At 56.6% G+C, this 18,016-nt stretch carries 18 protein-coding genes; 7 read left to right on the top strand and 11 right to left on the bottom strand.

Features of this window, described 5'->3' with window-relative positions:
- Positions 1–184: 184 nt before the first annotated feature.
- Both JQR86_RS05425 and JQR86_RS05430 read left to right on the top strand, forming a co-directional pair.
- On the top strand, positions 185–1,294 hold the full coding sequence (locus JQR86_RS05425; protein ID WP_407362134.1) for a GGDEF domain-containing protein: 1,110 nt from the start codon (positions 185–187) through the stop codon (positions 1,292–1,294).
- A 1-nt stretch (position 1,295) separates the two neighbouring features.
- A complete protein-coding gene (locus tag JQR86_RS05430; protein ID WP_407362133.1) occupies positions 1,296–2,234 on the top strand; it encodes an iron-sulfur-binding ferredoxin reductase in 939 nt (312 codons plus the stop codon).
- A 43-nt stretch (positions 2,235–2,277) separates the two neighbouring features.
- Here the strand turns inward: JQR86_RS05430 and pyk are convergent, their stop codons facing one another.
- Entirely contained in the window at positions 2,278–3,729 is a 1,452-nt protein-coding gene (pyk, locus tag JQR86_RS05435) for a pyruvate kinase (protein ID WP_010795261.1), read from the bottom strand.
- 227 nt (positions 3,730–3,956) lie between these two features.
- Between pyk and JQR86_RS05440 the strand changes: the two genes are divergently transcribed.
- Positions 3,957–4,346, top strand: a complete 390-nt coding sequence (locus tag JQR86_RS05440; RefSeq protein ID WP_010795260.1) for a tetratricopeptide repeat protein — start codon at positions 3,957–3,959, stop codon at positions 4,344–4,346.
- Positions 4,347–4,438: 92 nt separating this feature from the next.
- Positions 4,439–4,798 (top strand): PilZ domain-containing protein, encoded by a 360-nt coding sequence (locus JQR86_RS05445; protein ID WP_010795259.1) that lies wholly within the window; start codon positions 4,439–4,441, stop codon positions 4,796–4,798.
- A 24-nt stretch (positions 4,799–4,822) separates the two neighbouring features.
- Here JQR86_RS05445 and JQR86_RS05450 read toward each other — a convergent pair whose 3' ends face one another.
- Genes JQR86_RS05450 through JQR86_RS05475 form a run of 6 tightly spaced genes read right to left on the bottom strand, consistent with a single transcriptional unit; the run spans position 4,823 to position 11,610 of the window.
- Positions 4,823–6,154: a DUF58 domain-containing protein gene (locus tag JQR86_RS05450; protein ID WP_074824707.1), complete on the bottom strand. Its 1,332-nt coding sequence runs from the start codon at positions 6,152–6,154 to the stop codon at positions 4,823–4,825.
- 11 nt (positions 6,155–6,165) lie between these two features.
- Positions 6,166–7,167: an AAA family ATPase gene (locus tag JQR86_RS05455; RefSeq protein WP_010795257.1), complete on the bottom strand. Its 1,002-nt coding sequence runs from the start codon at positions 7,165–7,167 to the stop codon at positions 6,166–6,168.
- A 43-nt stretch (positions 7,168–7,210) separates the two neighbouring features.
- Complete coding sequence (locus tag JQR86_RS05460; RefSeq protein ID WP_074824704.1) at positions 7,211–8,389, bottom strand: DUF4350 domain-containing protein; 1,179 nt, start codon at positions 8,387–8,389, stop codon at positions 7,211–7,213.
- Positions 8,386–9,948 (bottom strand): DUF4129 domain-containing protein, encoded by a 1,563-nt coding sequence (locus tag JQR86_RS05465; protein WP_434154455.1) that lies wholly within the window; start codon positions 9,946–9,948, stop codon positions 8,386–8,388. Before JQR86_RS05465 ends, JQR86_RS05460 begins: the two co-directional genes overlap by 4 nt.
- A complete protein-coding gene (locus JQR86_RS05470) occupies positions 9,935–10,921 on the bottom strand; it encodes a stage II sporulation protein M (RefSeq protein WP_434154456.1) in 987 nt (328 codons plus the stop codon). Before JQR86_RS05470 ends, JQR86_RS05465 begins: the two co-directional genes overlap by 14 nt.
- Complete coding sequence (locus tag JQR86_RS05475; RefSeq protein WP_434154457.1) at positions 10,918–11,610, bottom strand: RDD family protein; 693 nt, start codon at positions 11,608–11,610, stop codon at positions 10,918–10,920. Before JQR86_RS05475 ends, JQR86_RS05470 begins: the two co-directional genes overlap by 4 nt.
- 363 nt (positions 11,611–11,973) lie before the next feature.
- On the opposite strand from JQR86_RS05475, the gene sbcB reads away from it, so the two are divergent.
- Positions 11,974–13,407, top strand: a complete 1,434-nt coding sequence (gene sbcB, locus JQR86_RS05480) for an exodeoxyribonuclease I (protein WP_122041978.1) — start codon at positions 11,974–11,976, stop codon at positions 13,405–13,407.
- Between the two features lie 63 nt (positions 13,408–13,470).
- On the opposite strand, the gene mvaT is transcribed toward sbcB, so the two are convergent.
- Positions 13,471–13,857, bottom strand: coding sequence for a histone-like nucleoid-structuring protein MvaT (mvaT, locus tag JQR86_RS05485; protein WP_125887683.1), 387 nt, complete (start codon positions 13,855–13,857; stop codon positions 13,471–13,473).
- A 228-nt stretch (positions 13,858–14,085) separates the two neighbouring features.
- On the opposite strand from mvaT, the gene purU reads away from it, so the two are divergent.
- Both purU and JQR86_RS05495 read left to right on the top strand, forming a co-directional pair.
- The gene (gene purU, locus JQR86_RS05490) at positions 14,086–14,937 is read left to right on the top strand and encodes a formyltetrahydrofolate deformylase (protein WP_010795250.1); all 852 of its coding nucleotides are present in this window, start codon (positions 14,086–14,088) and stop codon (positions 14,935–14,937) included.
- Between the two features lie 16 nt (positions 14,938–14,953).
- Positions 14,954–15,136: a hypothetical protein gene (locus JQR86_RS05495; protein WP_125887681.1), complete on the top strand. Its 183-nt coding sequence runs from the start codon at positions 14,954–14,956 to the stop codon at positions 15,134–15,136.
- Here the strand turns inward: JQR86_RS05495 and JQR86_RS05500 are convergent.
- From JQR86_RS05500 to JQR86_RS05510, 3 genes are read right to left on the bottom strand one after another with little or no spacing between them, the layout of a single operon-like run.
- Complete coding sequence (locus JQR86_RS05500) at positions 15,105–16,100, bottom strand: lysylphosphatidylglycerol synthase transmembrane domain-containing protein (RefSeq protein WP_125887680.1); 996 nt, start codon at positions 16,098–16,100, stop codon at positions 15,105–15,107. The genes JQR86_RS05495 and JQR86_RS05500 overlap by 32 nt on opposite strands.
- Entirely contained in the window at positions 16,097–16,861 is a 765-nt protein-coding gene (locus JQR86_RS05505; protein ID WP_434154459.1) for a DUF2334 domain-containing protein, read from the bottom strand. The genes JQR86_RS05500 and JQR86_RS05505 overlap by 4 nt, the downstream gene beginning before the upstream one ends.
- Positions 16,854–17,969 carry a glycosyltransferase family 4 protein gene (locus tag JQR86_RS05510; RefSeq protein ID WP_407362127.1) on the bottom strand — a complete coding sequence of 372 codons (1,116 nt, stop codon included), beginning with the start codon at positions 17,967–17,969 and terminating at the stop codon, positions 16,854–16,856. Before JQR86_RS05510 ends, JQR86_RS05505 begins: the two co-directional genes overlap by 8 nt.
- Positions 17,970–18,016: the final 47 nt, after the last annotated feature.

Raw genomic sequence — 18,016 nt, forward strand, 5'->3', positions numbered from 1 at the left:
CGGCTTCCAACACTGAGAAAAGAAGTCCAGACACCACGTCTAGGGTGTAGCCGACACGACAAAGGCGGGGCAGTATAGCGCTATGAGACGCTTGAGCGAAGCCGACCAGCTGATAAGGAAATACGTCACAGAAACAGGGTAAACTGCTGGCTAATTGCTATGCCATGGATCAGGTGTCGTCACCATGCGGGATCTTACTGTCACGCGCAGCATCAATGCGTCTGCCATCGGTCATCAGGTATTGCCTCTAACCGTGGTTGTGCTGGCATTGCTCCCATTGCTGCTGTCTACGGCTGTGGGGTTCTATTCATCTTCCATCGCCTCGTTTTTTGCCGACACGCTAGGCTTTCTGGCGGGGGTCGCCGTAATGACGGGAGTGATTGTCTGGGGCGGTGGCAAGCATCTGAAGGCCTTACCGCTTGAGCCCTATATTATCGTCTCGATTCTGTTTCTGACGTATTCCCTGACCCATATCGTGCATTTGCGCGGTACCTTTCTGGTGTCTTATGTACTCGTATTGATGCTGGGTATATTTCAGATACGACTGGCGGCGTTTGTACGCTGTGCGCTGCTGGCCTACGGTGCCTATGTAGGGTTGTGCCTATGGATAAACCTTGAGCCACAGGACAGCCGGACCGTCAGAATGATGATTGTCCAGAGCATCATATTAGCCATTGTTCTGGTTTCCATGGTGCTGTTTGCTCGCTACCACCACCGTATCCGCTACCAGCTCAACGCTCGGCGGGACGATCTGGAGCGGCATCAGGACAACCTGCGCCATGTGATGCGTCAGTTGGAAGCTCAGGTGATTACGGACGAGCTGACGGGGCTGCGTAATCGCCGTTATTTTCTGCAAATAGCCAGTGAGGCGCTTCATCGGTTGGGGCATGGCCGAATGCACGGGCTGGCATTGATCGACATGGATTTTTTCAAGCAGATCAATGATCAGTTTGGGCACGGAATAGGCGATCTGGTGCTTAAAACGTTTGCCGAGGTAGGCGAGGCCTGCTTGCGAGAGCAGGACGTCCTGGCGCGTTATGGCGGAGAAGAGTTCGTCCTCCTGCTGCCCTTTAGCGATCCGCAGCAGCTGGTAGTCTGCTGTGAGCGTTTACGTGAAGCCTTTTCAAGGACGGTTTTCGAGCACGCTGATCTGGGCACCTTGACCGTTTCGATCGGCATGAGCCTCATCATGACTGGACGTACCCTTGAGGAGTCGTTACTGCTGGCTGATCAGGCGTTGTATCGTGCCAAGCGTAATGGGCGTAATCGCTGTGAAGTTTCATGGGAGAGCTGACGTGCCTAAGCTTGAGGTAGGAGCATCGGTCTGGACAGTCGAGTCGGATCGCACTCTGCTCGACAGCCTGCTCGACGTAGGCCTGGCGGTACCTTTCAGCTGTCGGGCGGGCAGTTGTCACGCATGTCTGGTTCGGTGCCTTGAGGGGCATGTTGCAGACGCGCAGCCGGAAGCGCTGCCTCCTGAACGGCGAGCCGAAGGATGGCGGCTGGCCTGCCAGTGCCGCATTGTAGGTAATATTCGAGTATCGATTTTCAACCCTGAGGAAGATGGGATTCCTGCGACGCTGACGGCTGTCGATTGGCTAGGTGCAGATGTGGTTCGCTTACGTATGCAGCCGGAGCGTTCCGTACGTTATCGACCGGGGCAGTCCGTAGTGCTCTGGCTCAACGGTATTGCTCGCTCCTATTCCATAGCCAGTTTGCCTGGCAAGGCACCTTGGCTTGAGTTTCACATCGACTGCAGCCGTCCGGGCCAATTCAGCACTGCCGCACGCCGAATGAAACCAGGTGATCAATTGTGCCTGGGGGCATTGAATGTCAGTGCGCTGCACTATCCGGCAGAACAACCCGATTCTCCGTTGCTGCTGCTGGGTTCTGGCTCAGGATTGGCGCCGCTTTGGGGCATTCTTCGTGAAGCGCTGGATCAGGAGCATGCTGGGCCAATCACGGTAGTACACCGCGCGCGCGAGGCGTCTGGGCATTACCTAAGGCCAGCATTGGATAGATTGGCCGCCGAGCAACGCACTCTAAGTGTCGAGTACCTGGATGAAAAGGGGTGGGGGCCGTGGCTCAAGACTTTGCGGCTATCCAGTCGGCGTACGGTCGCGTTGGCTTGTGGCAGTCCCGCATTTGTTGAGGCTGTGTCCCGTCGATTATTCATGGCAGGGCTTCCGCGGGGACAATTGCTGGCAGAGACCTTTGCATCCAAGGCTCTCTAGCATTAAAAAAGCCGCCCGAAGGCGGCTTTTTTGTGAGCAATAATCAGACGAGCAGATCACCGACACGGTACATCTTCATGGTGTTGGTGCCGTCACGCTTGGTGTAGCTATCGCCCTTGGTCAGGATGACCCAATCGCCACGCTCCACGATGCCGCGCTTGAGCAGTTCGTCTACGGCATTCTGGCTGACTTTGTCGGCCGGCATTGACTTGGGATCGAACGGAATGGTGTAGACGTTGCGGAATAGTACAGTGCGCGCCTGTGTTATGCGGGATGAAGCAAACGAGAAAATCGGAACGGAGGATCGTAGGCGAGACATGATCAACGGGGTATAACCGCTGTCGGTCAGGCTGATGATGGCCTTCACGCCCGGGAAGTGGTTAGCCACATAGATGGACGCCAGTGCGATACTTTCGTCCCAACGGGTAAAGGTTTGCCCCAGGCGATGGCTGGACAGCTTGCTGGTAGGCTGCTTTTCAGCACCGATACAGATGCGGGCCATCGCCTTGACGGCCTCAACCGGGTACGCACCGGCAGCCGTCTCGGCGGACAGCATCACGGCGTCGGTGTTGTCGAGTACGGCGTTGGCAACGTCAGACACTTCGGCGCGTGTCGGCATCGGGTTGGTAATCATCGACTCCATCATTTGCGTAGCCGTGATAACCGCTTTGTTGAAGCGGCGCGCATGGGAAATGATGCGTTTCTGGATGCCTACGAGTTCGGCATCGCCGATCTCGACGCCCAGGTCACCACGGGCCACCATGACTGCGTCACTGGCCTGAATCAGACCGTCCAGTGCTTCGTCATTGGCTACAGCTTCGGCGCGCTCGATCTTGGCCACCAGCCAGGCCTTGCCACCGGCTTCTTCCAGCAGGCGACGGGCTTCATGCATATCTGCCGCATCACGTGGGAAGGACACCGCCAGATAGTCCACTTCCATGGAGCTGGCAAGCTTGATGTCTTCGCGATCCTTGTCGGTCAGGGCCGGTGCGGTCAGACCGCCGCCGCGACGGTTGATGCCCTTGTGGTCCGACAGCGGGCCGCCGATCAAAACGACGGTATGCAGTTCATTGGCCGTTACGCCTTCGACGCGTAGTACCACGCGGCCGTCATCGAGCAGCAGCTCATCGCCGACATGGCAATCGGTCACGAGGCCCGGATAGTCGATACCAACGACCTCCTGGGTACCGGCATCACGTGGATGGGCCGTGGACAGACGGAAGGTGTCGCCTTCCTTGAGCTGGATGCGCTTGTCAGTGAATTTGGCGATACGGATCTTGGGCCCCTGAAGATCGCCCAGCAAGGCCACATGGCGGCCATGCTTGGCAGCCAGTTCGCGTACCAGCTGACCCCGTGCACGGTGTTCATCCGGGGTTCCGTGAGAAAAGTTCAGGCGGGCCACATCGATACCGGCAATGATGAGCTGCTCGAGCACCTCAGGCGAATTGCTGGCTGGGCCAAGGGTGGCAACGATTTTGGTACGGCGATAAATCATTCAGGTTTTCCTTTCAGATGGTTTCAACCGTGATCGGCAATGAAACGGGCCGAATCTGACGTTTGGCTTCAAAGGCTACTGTGCATTGTAGCCTTGCTGAGCGTCCAGGCACATGAAAGGTTTCATCTCCGTGCAGCAATCCTGAAAAAGTAATGCTTGAATTAACCGGTGAGCTGCGCTTCAGGCCTGGACGAGCCTGCCGATAACCCGGCAACGGAGGATCAATCATGCGTCATATCTTATTTTCGCTCGTCGTCGTGTCGCTGGCCGGCTGTACGGGTGCGTCCATGAATCGTCATATGGACAAGGCTTACGATGCCTATACTGAAGGTGACTGCGATCAGGTCATGCTGGAGCTGTCCCAGGCCGAACGCAAGAGCCGGGCTCGCCCGTGGGTTCAGCCGGAGATTTCCATGCTGCGTGGTCAATGCCTTGAGCGGCAGCGTTTGTATGTCGATGCGGTGGAAACCTATCGCTTCATCGAGAGGCGTTACCCCAGCAGCGAGTATGCGTACCGGGCTCGGGCCAGAATCGATACGCTCACCCAGCTGGGGCTCGATGGTTCCAGACCGGTAATCGTTCAGCCGCAGCCGCTCAAGCCGGTGCTGGCCAAGTAAAGATGCCCTTTCGCATGCTTCTGGTTATGCTTGTGGTCTGATGGGTGCCGACTGGAGCGGCATCAGACTGCAGTGACTTCCGGGATGGGTCCATGAAACAGAATCGTCATATCGAGCGCCATCAGTTACCGTACTTTCTGAAGGTGTTCAATCGTTTCACTGACAGGCCCATGGGCTATCTGGGTAATATTTCCCTGGACGGGATGTTGCTCATTAGCCAGCTACCGCTGCTGGTTGGGGCCAGATTCGAATTGCGTTTGAAGGTGCCGGGTCAGGACGGGCAGTTGCACTTCATTGACTTCGATGCCAACTGTCAGTGGAGCCGGGAAGACGTAACGCCAGGATATTACGATTCAGGCTTCTCGATCTCGGCGCCACCGCATGAGTTCACCGAGCTGGTGGAATCGCTGCGTAACTATTTCAGCTTTCACCCCATGCAGCAGTCCGTTTAGGCAGACGAACGCTGCAAGGCTTAGTCAGAGGGTTCCGGCACGTTTCCAGGTGAGATACTGATTGACCAGTTCAGGGCCTAGGGCGGCCGGACGTGTATCGATGAGCGCAACACCTTGGGCCGACAGGCGCTCGTGCAGCGACTCCCTGGCCTGGCGGTAATCCATGGCCCCACAATATTCCAGCGCATCCTCGTAGGTTTCTATCACCTGCTGCATCTTCGTATCCAGGATATCTTCACGCAGGCTGGCAATCAGCATGCGGTGCTGGCGACCGAGATGGCCAAGGGCAAGCCTTAGATCATCGTCATCTTCATCACGCAGGTTGGTGACCAGAACGATCAGTGCACGGCGACGCTGGCGGCTGAGAAGCTGCTGGGCGGCTGAACTGTAATCGGCAGGGGTCAGTGTAGGCTTGAGGTCATAGACGGCATTGAGCAGTCGGCCCAGCTGCCCATGGCCTTTGGCAGGCGCCACGTGCCGTGGTTGCTCATGAGCAAAGGTGCTGATACCTACGGCATCGCCCTGGCGAAGGGCAACGTGGGCCAGAAGCAGGCACGCATCCAGAGCCTGGTCGAAATGCGACAGCTCACCGTCCTGGCTACGCATACGCCTGCCGCAGTCCAGGAGCAGCAGGATCTGCTGGTCCCGTTCCTCCTGATATTCGCGGGCGATGGGCATTTTCTTGCGTGCCGTGGCTTTCCAGTCCATCTGCCGCAACGTATCGCCCTGGCGAAACTCTCGCAGCTGATGAAACTCGAGCCCCAGGCCTCGTCGAGGTTTCTGCCTGACACCCAGTTGACCCAGCCATTGCTCGCCTGCCAGAGGCGATGAGCTATAAAGGCGGGCAAAGTCCGGGTAGACCCGTGCGTCTCCAGGGTGCTCCAGCCGGTAACGGCGCTGCCAGAATCCCAGTGGGCTGGGCAGGATACAATCACAGGCCGGAAAGCGGATATGCCCTCGCTCCAGAGGCCTGATCCGGTAGTGCGCCTCGGTCTGCTGGCCGGGCTTTAGAGTCATCTCCAACGGTAGATGCTCGTGGGCCATGGAGGCGGGGATATGGTCGAACAGCGTGACGCAGCATTCGCGGGGATAGGAATGATGCAGCGTAAGCTGAACGTCGCTCCAGCGTCCCAATGATAACTGCCCGGGTAGCGTACGCTTCAGAATGGGAGGGGCTCGTCGATAGGCACTGACAGCATCGCCCCCGGCTATCAGCAAAAGCGCCAGCAAAGCGCCCCACCAGACAGCATGTAGCGTGTCAGCCACGGAGAGGCCCAGCGCCTCGAGCGTACCGAGGAACAGTGCTATCCCAAGCAGTCCGGTCAGGATCAGCAGAAAACGTCTGGAGGGCTTCATAAAGGCGCGAATCAGAGGCGAGGGGCTGGGGATTGATCAATGATCTGCCGCAGCACCTGATCAACTGTAATGCCGTCGATTTCAAGTTCTGCCGACAGTCTAATCCGGTGGCGCAAAACGGGCAGGGCACACTGCTTCACGTCATCGGGCAGAACGAACTCGCCACCCCGCAGCAGGGCTCGCGCACGCGCGCCGCGGAGCAGGGCGATAGAGGCACGAGGCCCGGCGCCCAGCATGATGCCGGGCCAGTTACGGGTTGAGCGTGCCAGCCGCACGGCATAATCCAGCACTTGATCGTCCACCGGCAGGTCCGCTGCAATTTTTTGCATGGCCATGATTTCCTTGGCTTGCAGTATTGGGCGCAGAGGCGTGACATCCAGCATGTCGCTGCGTGTGGAGCGAGTGACCTGTCTGACCAGGGCACGTTCGTCTTCTTCGCCGGGATAGTCGATATAGAGCTTGAACATGAAACGGTCCAGTTCCGCCTCTGGCAGCGGATAAGTGCCTTCCTGCTCTATCGGGTTTTGGGTGGCTAATACCATGAAGGGTTGAGGAACCGGCAGCGCTCGGCCTTCCAATGTAATTTGCCGCTCCTGCATGACTTCCAGCAGTGCCGCCTGGGTTTTTGCTGGCGCACGGTTGATCTCGTCGGCCAGCAAAAGGTTGGTAAAGGCAGGTCCCTTGCGTAGCTTGAACTGCTCCGTCGCCAGGTCATAGATGGCATGACCTGTGATGTCGCTGGGCATGAGGTCCGGTGTGAACTGAATACGTGCAAAACTGCCTTCGAAACAGCGAGCCAGCGCGCGAACCAGCAGGGTTTTGCCCAGTCCGGGTGCACCCTCGATCAAGACATGTCCTCCAGCCAGCAGGGCGGTCAGAACATCATCAATTACTGTGCTCTGGCCTATCAATGCCTTGTTGAGGGCTTGCCGCAGCGATTGAGCGAGGCTGCTGGCGCGTTGACGCTGTGCCGTATGATCAGGGGGCGTGGGAGTCGCAGTAGGCTCGGTCATGGCGTATTTCCTTGAGTAGGCCGCGAGGGGAGTGCACCGCGAGTCATAGTGCCTTCCTAATGCGTTGCAAATGTGCAACGCGGCGCGTGAAGTCGATTGGAGACAGTTTCTCTGATGTCAGCGGACGCATGCTCTGGCTGATCTCATGCGCAGACAAACGAGCCAGGCGGCCTAGAAGCTGCCATTGCTCGGCAACAGGGAGGCGTTCGAAGCCGGGATGACGGCGTCGGGCGTGCTGCTGAATATCTTTCTGCAGCAACGTGATCAGGCTGGCCAGCCCAGCATGTCGGCGAATGAATTCGGCGCTGGCCCGCAGGTGCTCACTCAGCTGACGGCGCCCGGTGGCGGGACTTGGTAGCAGGGGTCCCAGGCGCTGCGCTGACTGCCATAGCCAGAGCGCCAGAAGCAGGGCTGCGGCGGCCAGCGTTTCAGGAAAGTAGCGTGCCATGAGCGTAACAAGGCTTTCCTTGTCGGCGCGGTATAGCAGCGTGACGTCACTGTCCTGGGTGATATACCAGAGCAGCCAGGCATTGTCATATTCGCCTATATGGGCGTTTTGCCAGATCCAGGGGTCCGTCATGACGGTAATCAAACCGTTGCCCCATGGCAGCTGCATCATGTGCGTAGCGGCTTCGCTGTTGGCCCAGGACTGGGCCAGATTCCTGGAGTCGTACAGATGAAACTCATCATCGAAACCGATATAGGCTGGCTCCTTTTCGTTTTCCAGATAAAGCTTGGTCAACGGAGCCCATTTTTCGGCAGGAGCGGGTTCAGCGTCCTGCTGATCCGTCTCCTCATCCTCCAGGTCGCGCGTCAGCAACTGCTGCACACCGATGGCGTCAAGCAGGAAGTCGCCGCTTTTTTTGCTCTGCTCATCCCACAGCTGCTCGGCTACGAAAACGACATGTCCACCTCGGCTGGCCCAGTCCAGGACCTGCTGACTCTGGGCGGGTGACATACGGTCTCGTTCTGCAAGCAGCAGCAACGTATGGCCTATCGAAGGCAGCCCATTCAGCACCGTAAAAGAGTCACTGTGTTGAATGGTAATGGACCGCTCCTTCAGAAAGCGCTCGGCAGCCAGATAGGGGTTGTTCCGGGCCTCTGGACTGGGCCCTGCATCTTTCAGCGTCTCTGTCAGGGTGATGTACTTCCAGGCCCACAACCCGGTCAGCAGCAGGACGGCCACCATCAGAATAATCCACAGCGAATGCCGACGCGTCATGCAGACACCTGCGGACCAAACAGATGACGCCATTGGTGACAGAGCGCCTGAAGCGTTTCCTGGGAAGGCATGCGATGGCCATAGGCAAGCGCCTGCCATTGGGTCGTCACACCGTGCAGATAACCGACCACATCGGCGTTGGGTATTGATCTGCCAAGTTCAAGGATTTCGCCTTCGGTATGCGCCTCCTTCAAGGGCAGATGAAAGTCATGCAAAAGACGGCTCAGCAGGCCGCGATAAAGCAACCCCAGTGCGCTGCGAGGGTCGTGTTGCCAGAGACGCTCGGCTTCGCCAGGGATATCGGAAGGTAAACTGGTCGGGGCGACTTCCAGACCAAACAGCTGACGAGGCGTGTCGACAGGTCTGGCAGGTTTGGTGGCGATTCGCCGGGTAAAGAGGGTTAGCCAGACGCGGTAACGCCAGAGCAGCACGCCAAGCCCTGCAATCAGTAACGTCCATAACAGGATCTCAATGAAGCGGGCCGCATGGGCAATAAGTGTTTCGAGGTCCCGCCAGTGGAGGCCATTGGATGACGTCACCGAGGCCTTGTTTTTGTCCTGCTGGCCGACGTGCCATTCCAACTGGGTGCGCTCATTCCTGAAGGGCGGGCTCGCCAGTATGACGCCGATGTGCTGCCGGGCAACCTGACTGTTCAAGGGCTGGTTCAGCAGGCGAGGCGCATCCGGGCCGGCTGCTTCCTGAGGTGGCAGTGGGCAGATCGCTGCAGCTGACGGCTCATCTGCCAGGACGGGCGGCGGCGAAAGCAAAGCGCTCATGGCTCCGATCACAAGCAGCATGGGTATCGCACCTGTCAGGCGCTGGCGCAGGCGTCGAAAGGCCAGCTCAATGTCCCAGGCTTCCAGCGCTGTACGCCGGTTCAGATAAAGACTGAAGCCGCACGCCACATACACGGGCTCCCATACAAGCAGAACCAGTGCATATAGCAAATTTGTAAGGTGCTCCACCCAGAGCAGGCCATGAGCCTCGACATCGATCAGTTTGAACCAATCGAGTTGCTCGACGATCTGCGAGGGAATGAAGAGATAAATCAGGCCCAGAAGACCGAGATAAAGGGCCATTTCAATGTGCGCACCGGTAAGGGTCAACCAGAAGGCGGCCTGTGTATCTTGTTGCGTCAGGACCCGAACACGAGCCTGACGTGATGCGCCGGACAGGCCTTCAAGCTGCTGTACGGGTAATAGAAAGCTGCGCTTGGGCGTAAAACGTCTCCATAGAAGGCTGGGCAACAGCTGTACGCTCAGCAACCGTGGATAAGCCATCAGCGCTTGTCTGGCCGTAATCGTTTCGCCAAAGAGCGCTCGGGACAAAATATGCAGGGGTAGCCGCTCGAACAGTGGCTTCAACCACCAGAAAACCAGCATGGCGATGGAAGGATAATTCCAGAGGGCGGCGCTCAACAGGGCCAGAACAGGAAGGGTGAGCAGTGCCCAGCTGGTCATCAAGATATGCAGGTGTTCACGGGCGAGTCTCACGCCAAGATCCAGAGCTTCCCAAGGGCTACGGGGGCGGATAACCGCCTGGCTTTCACTCAGGCGCATGTCGATTTCTTCCTGCCAGCCCGAAATAACCTCCAACGGCCAGCCACAACAGCGCACCTGCGCTGTACTTGAGAGTAGGGCTGAGTGCAGCGCTTGAGGACCAATAGGCCTCGACAAAGGCGGCCAGCGTTAACAGTACAAAGACACCGGCAATCATGCCAACACAGGGTTTGGCGGCATGTCGCAGGGCATCGCTGCGGCGCAGCCGGCCCGGCGCCACCAGCGCCCAGCCCAGCTTCAGGCCTGCCGAGCCGGCCAGCGTAATCGCTGTCAGCTCAAATGCGCCGTGCCCTACCACGAAGGGCCAGAAGGTAGAGCCTGAGCCCAGTTGCGTCAGGTAACCTGCCACCGCACCGATGTTAAGCCCATTGAACAGCAGAAAGAACAGTGTCCCCAGGCCATACAGCAACCCGCCTGCAAATGTCTGAAAGGCGATTCCTATATTGTTGCGAATGTAATAGCCGAACATTTGCCAGTCCTGACTGCTGGCCCGCTCGGGCAAGGCTCCTATGCGCTCGGCATCCGGCCTGTACATACTTTCCATGTTGGCAACCTGGGCGGGGTCCAGCAGGCTGTAGACTAGATCAGGTATGTAATAGACCAGTAAACCCATTATGAGAAGGCTGCCATAGAAGAGGGCGCTTGCTACAGCGACCAGGCGCCATTCTGCCCGGACCAGTCGAGGAAAATCTGCCAGCAGGAAGCCGAGCAATCGCTGCCGAATATTGCCCGGATGGCGATAGATGAGCTGGTGGCCACGCAACGTCAATTGGTGCAGGTGCCCAATCAGCTGGGGGCTGTAGCCACGTGCCTGAGCAAGTGCCAAGTGCTGGCACAGACGACGGTAGCTAGCAACAAATGCCTTGCTGTGTTCGAGCGTTGAAGTCGGGGTGCGTTTTTCCAGCGCAGACAACTGCTCACTGAAGCGAGCCCACTCAGCCTGGTAGCGCTGTTCGAAAGGCGCCTGCCTCATACGTGAGCCCCTAGCAGGGCTTGTGCAATTCGGTTCAGGCGCTCAGTGGCTTCGCTGCGGTTTACCCCCAGAGGCTCTGCCAGTAGTGCAGCCAGCTCGTCTCGACGGGATAGAGATAGCCCGTTCTGACGCTCGGCAAACGAGAGAATGGCCTGCTGCTCTATTAACCCCAGCGCAAACGGGGGAGACAATGGAATGAAGTCCTGTAAGGTAAAGCGCTCGTGTGGTTGCTCTTGGTGAACGACCAGGGTGCCTGCCACCAGATCTCCCAAGCGTTTGAAGCTGGGATGTAACAGGCTGCTCAGGATACCCATGGCATAGCCGAAGGGGAGAAGATCCACGACGCGCAAAAGATTGCGTAGCAGCGAGCCGGACCAGCCCACCGGGGTGCCATCATCATTCAAAACGCGCAGTTTCATGAGCTGCTTGCCTGGTGAGCGGCCCTGGTTGAGCACTTCAAACAGCACCATGTACCACCAGCTGATCAGAAATGTCAGCAGCGCGATCAAGCCAACCCCGACATGGCCCAGAAAGCCGAGCACAAGGTAGGCAAGCGCCATGATAGCGCCTCGAATAGCCAGGTCGATGGCATACGCCAGGGCGCGAGGTATGACGCTGGCAGGACGCAACATCAGGTCGATGGCTTCCGGGGTTTCGACGCGTAACAGCGTATCGAGTGGAAGTGGCATGGGTACAGGTGAGCCTTCTCTAGTGTGGGTCGGCACAAGAGGTTGCTCGGTGTTCACACAGTGTCATTGGATGAGAACCCCTACGCAGACTGGAACGACAAAAATAACCAGTCGGCAGGCAAGCGCTTCAGCACATTATCACTCCTTTGATAAGGTCATCACCCACGCCTGGTGCGTCTGTGCACGTTAACGCAGCTTGGCTATCCTGACGCACGGCTTGGAATCCATGGGTATCATGAATTCAATGACATACATACGGTCGCAGCCTGCGACATGATAAGCCTAGCGACCCATCAGGCGTATAGGCAACTGAAAAATCCAGAGTGCTCGACTCGAGGCGCTGATAGCTAGGAGAGCTTTGTCGTGAGCCGCACCATATTCTGGTATGACTTCGAAACCACAGGAACCAATCCACGCTGCGATCGCCCACTACAGGTGGCCGGCTTGCGAACGGATGAGGACCTTAACATTGTTGGCGAGCCGCTCAACCTGTATTGCCGCTTGGGCGACGATATCCTGCCGCATCCGGCTGCCTGCCTGATTACCGGCATTACGCCTGAGCGCCTCGAACGCGAGGGGCTTCCCGAGGCCACCTTTATGGCCCACCTGCATGCTCATATAAGCCAGCCGGGTACATGTACGGCTGGTTACAACACGCTGCGCTTTGATGATGAAGTGACACGGCATAGCCTGTATCGAAATTTCTACGATCCGTATGCGCGGGAATGGCAGGGCGGCAATACCCGCTGGGATCTGATCGATTTGCTACGTGCGGCCTATGCCTTGCGGCCGGAGGGCATCGAGTGGCCTCAGGATGAGGGGCGGGTGACCTTGAAGCTTGAGCGTCTTTCCCAGGCCAACGACTTAGAGCATGGTCAGGCACATGATGCTCTGTCGGATGTACACGCTACGATACAGCTCGCTCGGCTGGTACGTGACCGGCAGCCACGGCTGTATCATTTCTTGTATCAGCTCAGACACAAACGTTCAGTGTTGGAGCACATTACGCTACTTAAACCGCTAGTCCACGTTTCGGGACGGTTTTCAGCCGAGCGTAATTTTCTTTCCATTGTATTGCCGCTTTGCTGGCATCCTCATAACCGTAATGCCTTAGTTGTCTGTGATCTTCACTTTGACCCAAACCCTATATTAGAGCTGGACGTTCAAACGCTACATCAAAAACTTTATACCCGGCGTGAGGACTTGTTGGCCAATGACGAACTGCCAGTACCGCTTAAACTTATCCAGATAAACCGATGCCCGGTGTTGGCACCTTTGGCTGTTCTAAGAGAGCAGGATCAGGAAAGACTGCAAATAAATATGCAGATGTACAAGCAACGTGCAGCTCTTTTACAAAGTAAGGCAAAAATATGGCGAGACAAATTGTCGCAGCTTTATCAAATAAAGGCTGAGAATGCAGTCTTTGATCCTGAACAGCAGCTGTACAATGGCTTTATATGTGAGAGCGATAGACGCTTATGTGATGAGATTCGAAGCTGTGACCCTATTAAGTTGGTAGATAAAAGGTGGTTATTCACAGACGAACGTTTGCCTGAACTTTACTTCCGTTATCGGGCCCGAAACTTTTCCCATACTTTGACGGCTGAGGAGCAAGGGCGTTGGCATTCATTCTGCCGTGATCGTTTGATCAATAGTGAATTGGGCGCACCCAATACACTGTCCTCTTTTGAGGAAGCCTTGCATGCACTGGTGCAGACTGCCAGCGAATCACAGCAAGCCCTGCTCAATACATGGCGGGTACATGCGCAGCAGTTGAGAACTCGGTTCGGAGTTTAAAACCTTTTAAACACCTATAAAAAACGCCAGCATTGCTGGCGTTTTTTATCTAACTGACGGATATCAGTCGAGCAGGGTGGCCCAGCTCTCGACATCATCGGCGCCCCACTTGCCTTTCCACTCTTTCAGAGTCTTGTGGTTGCCGCCTTTGGTTTCGATAACTTCACCCGTATGCGGGTTCTTGTATTGCTTTACTTTGCGTGCACGTTTGGTGCCGCTGCCTTGAGTGCTCTTGGCATTACTGCGAGTGCCACGAGTGTTTTTGGCATCAGTGTCAAGAATAGCAATGATGTCACGCAGGGACTTGGAGTATTCACCCATCAATGCGCGCAGCTTTTCTTCGAATTCCAGTTCTTTTTTCAGTTTATCGTCTTGGGAAAGATTACGCAGGCGCTCCTGCAGCTCTTTAATAGCTTCTTCAGTGGCACGGTATTCATTGATAAGGGACATACATTTACCTGCAATGCAAGGGCTGGTCTTTTTTTAATGATAGTGTTGGCGTAACAACAAGTAAACCTACTATTAACTTTTTGCAAGCATAAAACAAGTTAATAAGCTTGATAAGCTTCAACTAACATTAAAACTCAGGCGCGATATTCATCGCCGCAAGTCGATGAAAGCTGAAGTTTTCCGTGCGCAAGGCTAGAATGGCGGCCTCCGTTTTTTCGAGGTTGTTCTATGCGCACTTTTCGTCTGGTGATTGCCTGCCCGGACGGCGTAGGTATAGTGGCCAAGGTAAGTAACTTCCTGGCGACTTACAATGGTTGGATTAGTGAAGCCAGCCACCACTCCGATACCGAGAGTGGCTGGTTCTTTATGCGTCACGAAATACGCGCCGATTCTTTACCCTTCGATTTAAAGGGTTTTTATCAGGCGTTTGCGCCAATAGCCAAAGAGTTCTCCATGCAGTGGCGCATTACTGACTCTGCAGTTAAAAAGCGTGTAGTACTTATGGCTAGCCGCGAATCCCATTGTTTAGCGGACTTGCTTCATCGCTGGCACAGTGGCGAACTTGATTGTGAAATTCCCTGTGTTATTTCCAATCATGATGCATTGCGCAGCATGGTCGAATGGCATGGTATTCCTTATTTCCATGTGCCGGTCGACCCGACTGACAAGCAGCCCGCCTTTGCCGAGGTCTCCCGGCTGATCGATGAGCATCAGGCCGATACTGTGGTGCTGGCGCGTTACATGCAGATCCTGCCGCCGGATCTGTGCCAGCGCTATGCGCATCAGGTCATCAATATCCATCACAGCTTTCTACCGTCCTTCGTGGGGGCCAAGCCTTACCACCAAGCCGCCAAGCGGGGCGTAAAACTGATCGGGGCAACCTGTCACTTCGTGACCGAGGAGCTGGATGCTGGTCCGATCATCGAGCAGGATGTGGTGCGTATCACCCATCGTGACAATGTCGAGGACATGGTGCGTCTGGGCAAGGATGTTGAAAAGATGGTGCTGTCGCGTGGTCTGCGCTATCACCTGGAAGACCGTGTGCTGGTACATGGCAACAAGACGGTCGTCTTCAACTGATAGGTCCTGAGGTCTTATGAGCGATCCTTTCGAGCGTGCAGTGGCTTTTCCTCCTCCCGTCCTGGGGGAGGGATGTACGCAGCGCTACGACCCGGATGCGCTCAACGAAGACAGCGGCACCGATTTTCCGGGTGCCGCTGAGCTCTGGCAGAATCTCTTGGCTGGCTCTACGCCTGGCGAAAGCGAATCAGGCGATTAAGCAAGGGACGTCCCGCCAGGTGAATGAACACCGGGGCGCCTGCTATGAGATAGAAGTAGTACGTCACTGCTCGCCAGATCAGAATAGCTGCCGCTGCTGTCGACTTGCCCACCATGGGTGTAAGCAGCGCACCTGATGCCAACTCTGCACCTCCAGCGCCGCCGGGCAGCAGGCTTGCCTGTCCAGCGGTCAGGGCCAGCATCTGTATCAGAAAGGTCCACGCCCAAGGAATGACGGCTCCCAGACCGACCAGCGTGATATACAAGATGCTGTTACGTAGCAACCAATGCAGGGCTGTCAGGCCAAACACCGCCGCCAGAGTGGAGTGAGGCATCCGCAAGCTTTCCTTCAAGGCATTGCGGAAGCGCAGTACCTTGCGTCCCCAGCGCAGGCGTCGTGACTGTTTTACGCCCAGGCGCTTCATGATTCGTCCATTGCTGCGCAAAACGGCGCGATGAAAGCGTGCCAATCCGAACAGCAGGACGATAATTCCTGTCATCAGGGCAGCCGTGCCTCCCAGCAGCAAACCTACGTGGGGATTCAGCGCATGGAAGAGGGCATAAATCAGGATGCCGATCAGCGCACAGACGAAAAACAGCAGATCGCTGATATGGTCCACTGCAAAGACTGCGGTGGCTTGTGCCGGTCGTACGCCGCGGCGTGCAAGAAGCGCCATCATGGTAAACGGACCGCCTGCACCGCCAGGCGTGGCGCAAATGGCAAATTCGGTTGCCATCACAATGCCCAGGGAGCGAAGGTGAGTGGTGCGATGCAGGCGTCTGAGTAGCAGGCGCAGGCGAACCGCATTGACGTTCCAGCACAGCACTATCATGCCCAGCATGAGCAGCAGCAGATCAAGTGGAAAGTCCCGTAGCTTGCCTAGTAGCCCGGTGCCGCCTAATAGGAGGGGAATGAGTGCTGCTGCCAGCAATGCACTGAGCAGCAGCCATACACCACGGCTCATGCCGCGAGACGCTCGTTGAAATAATGCCGCTTGAGCCAGTCGATTTTATTGATGGGGGTGCGTCCTTCTGCCATCAGGCGTTTAAGTAGCCCCAGCCAGTAGTCCCTGGAAAATTCATGTCGCATATCGACAGGGTGTAGGCCCAGGCGGAGCAGGGGCGCTGACCGATGACGGCGAGCGGCTTGCTCGCTCATAAGCCAGGACATACCTCTTCGCCATGGGCTTCTGGCACTCCATACCAACCCAGGCGCTTCTACCTGGCGATGGTCAGGCAGCAGATAAAAATGCTGAGGATCGCTGGTATACCGTAAGTCGGTCTGGCTCAGGGCACGACGTGTTCCTTCGCTCATCAACCAGGCTGGCGCCACAAACCCATGCAGAGACCAGCCAAAGCGCTCAAACAGCGCAATGCCTTTCTCAAGACGCTCACGGGCCTGTGCTTCATCGAGGGTGTAGAACTCACCCTCGTAGGTGTAAACCCTGCGCATGAACCAGTCACGCGGATTCGTGGGCGCTGGGGCATCATCACAGTGGAAGTGGCCATGAAGTGCCAGTTCATCGCCGCGAGCCAGACGCTGATCCATGACTTTGATGAAGGCTGGATGCTGATCGATCGGGTTACGATGATGGAAATCGGGAACGACCAACAGCGTCATGGGCACATTGCCCAGTGCGTCTACCGCCTCCACAAAGGGCTGATAATCTTTCCAGGTTTCTGGTGCCACATCATGTAGCACCAGCATGACATTGCGTTCAACCATGTGCAGCTACCGGCATTTCAGACGTACCCAGCACGGCATGATAGTGAGAGAGCAGACCCGCGACTACTGCATCCCAAGCATGGTGCGCCTCTACATGTTGGCGGGCCTGACGGCCCACGAGACGGGCATCGTCCTCGAAGAGCTCGCGTACGGTGGCCGCCATGGAAACCGGATCATGGGGTTGGCAAAGGCGTCCGGTATTGAAGGGAACGATTTCCGCCAGGGCGCCTGCCTTGACGGCAACAACCGGAATACCGCAGGCCATGGCCTCGAGCGCTACCAAGCCAAACGTCTCCTGATGCCCTGCATGCAGCAGCACGTCGCAACTGGCGACCAGGCGTGCAACTTCGGATGCCGGGCGAAAGCCATTCATGACCGTAACGTTGTCCGGTACATGGCTGGGCATATTTGAGCCCACTAACAGTAGGTGATAGGGCTTGCCCAATTGACGAGCAGTTTCCAGCAGGATGGGCAGATTCTTTTCCCGTGAACCGCGACCGGCAAACACCATCAGACGAGTAGACTCATCCAATCCGAGCTCGCGCTTGAGATGTGGATCTCGCAAGGATGGATGGAACGTTTCAAGATCCACCCCTAACGGCTGCACATATACATTGCTCACGCCCATGCGCTCAAGCTTTTCGACCATGACCTTGCTCGGTGCCAGGACACGATCAAAGCTGCGGTACAGGCGCGCGATGTAGGTGCTCATGTTGCTGCCGAACCAGGTGCCGAGCCGGTTGCTGGCCAGAAGCGGAAGGTCGGAGTGATAGAAACCGATAACGGGCACGTCCAGCCGGCGACCTGCGTCCAGTGCTGCCCAGGCTGTCATATAGGGGTCGCCCACTTCAATCAGATCAGGCTGCAGCTCGTGCAGTACGTTGCGCCACGGACCGCGTCGGACTGGAAAGCGGTAGCCCTTTCCAAAGGGTAGGGGGGGCGATGGAATCTCATAGATTCCGCCGTTTTGTCGATAGCTTTCTCCTGGAACAAGCACACTGTGCTGAACCCCAGGATAACGACGTAGACGGCGGTGTTTGGCATCAATATATGTGCGCACACCGCCGCTGGCAGGTGCATAAAACATGGTCATATCAGCAATATGCACGATGGAGCTTCCTCCGTTCGGCTTCTTATAAGAACTGTCTGAAACCA

This window comes from Pseudomonas sp. JZ134 (assembly GCF_051027695.1).
Lineage (GTDB): Bacteria > Pseudomonadota > Gammaproteobacteria > Pseudomonadales > Pseudomonadaceae > Chryseomonas > Chryseomonas luteola.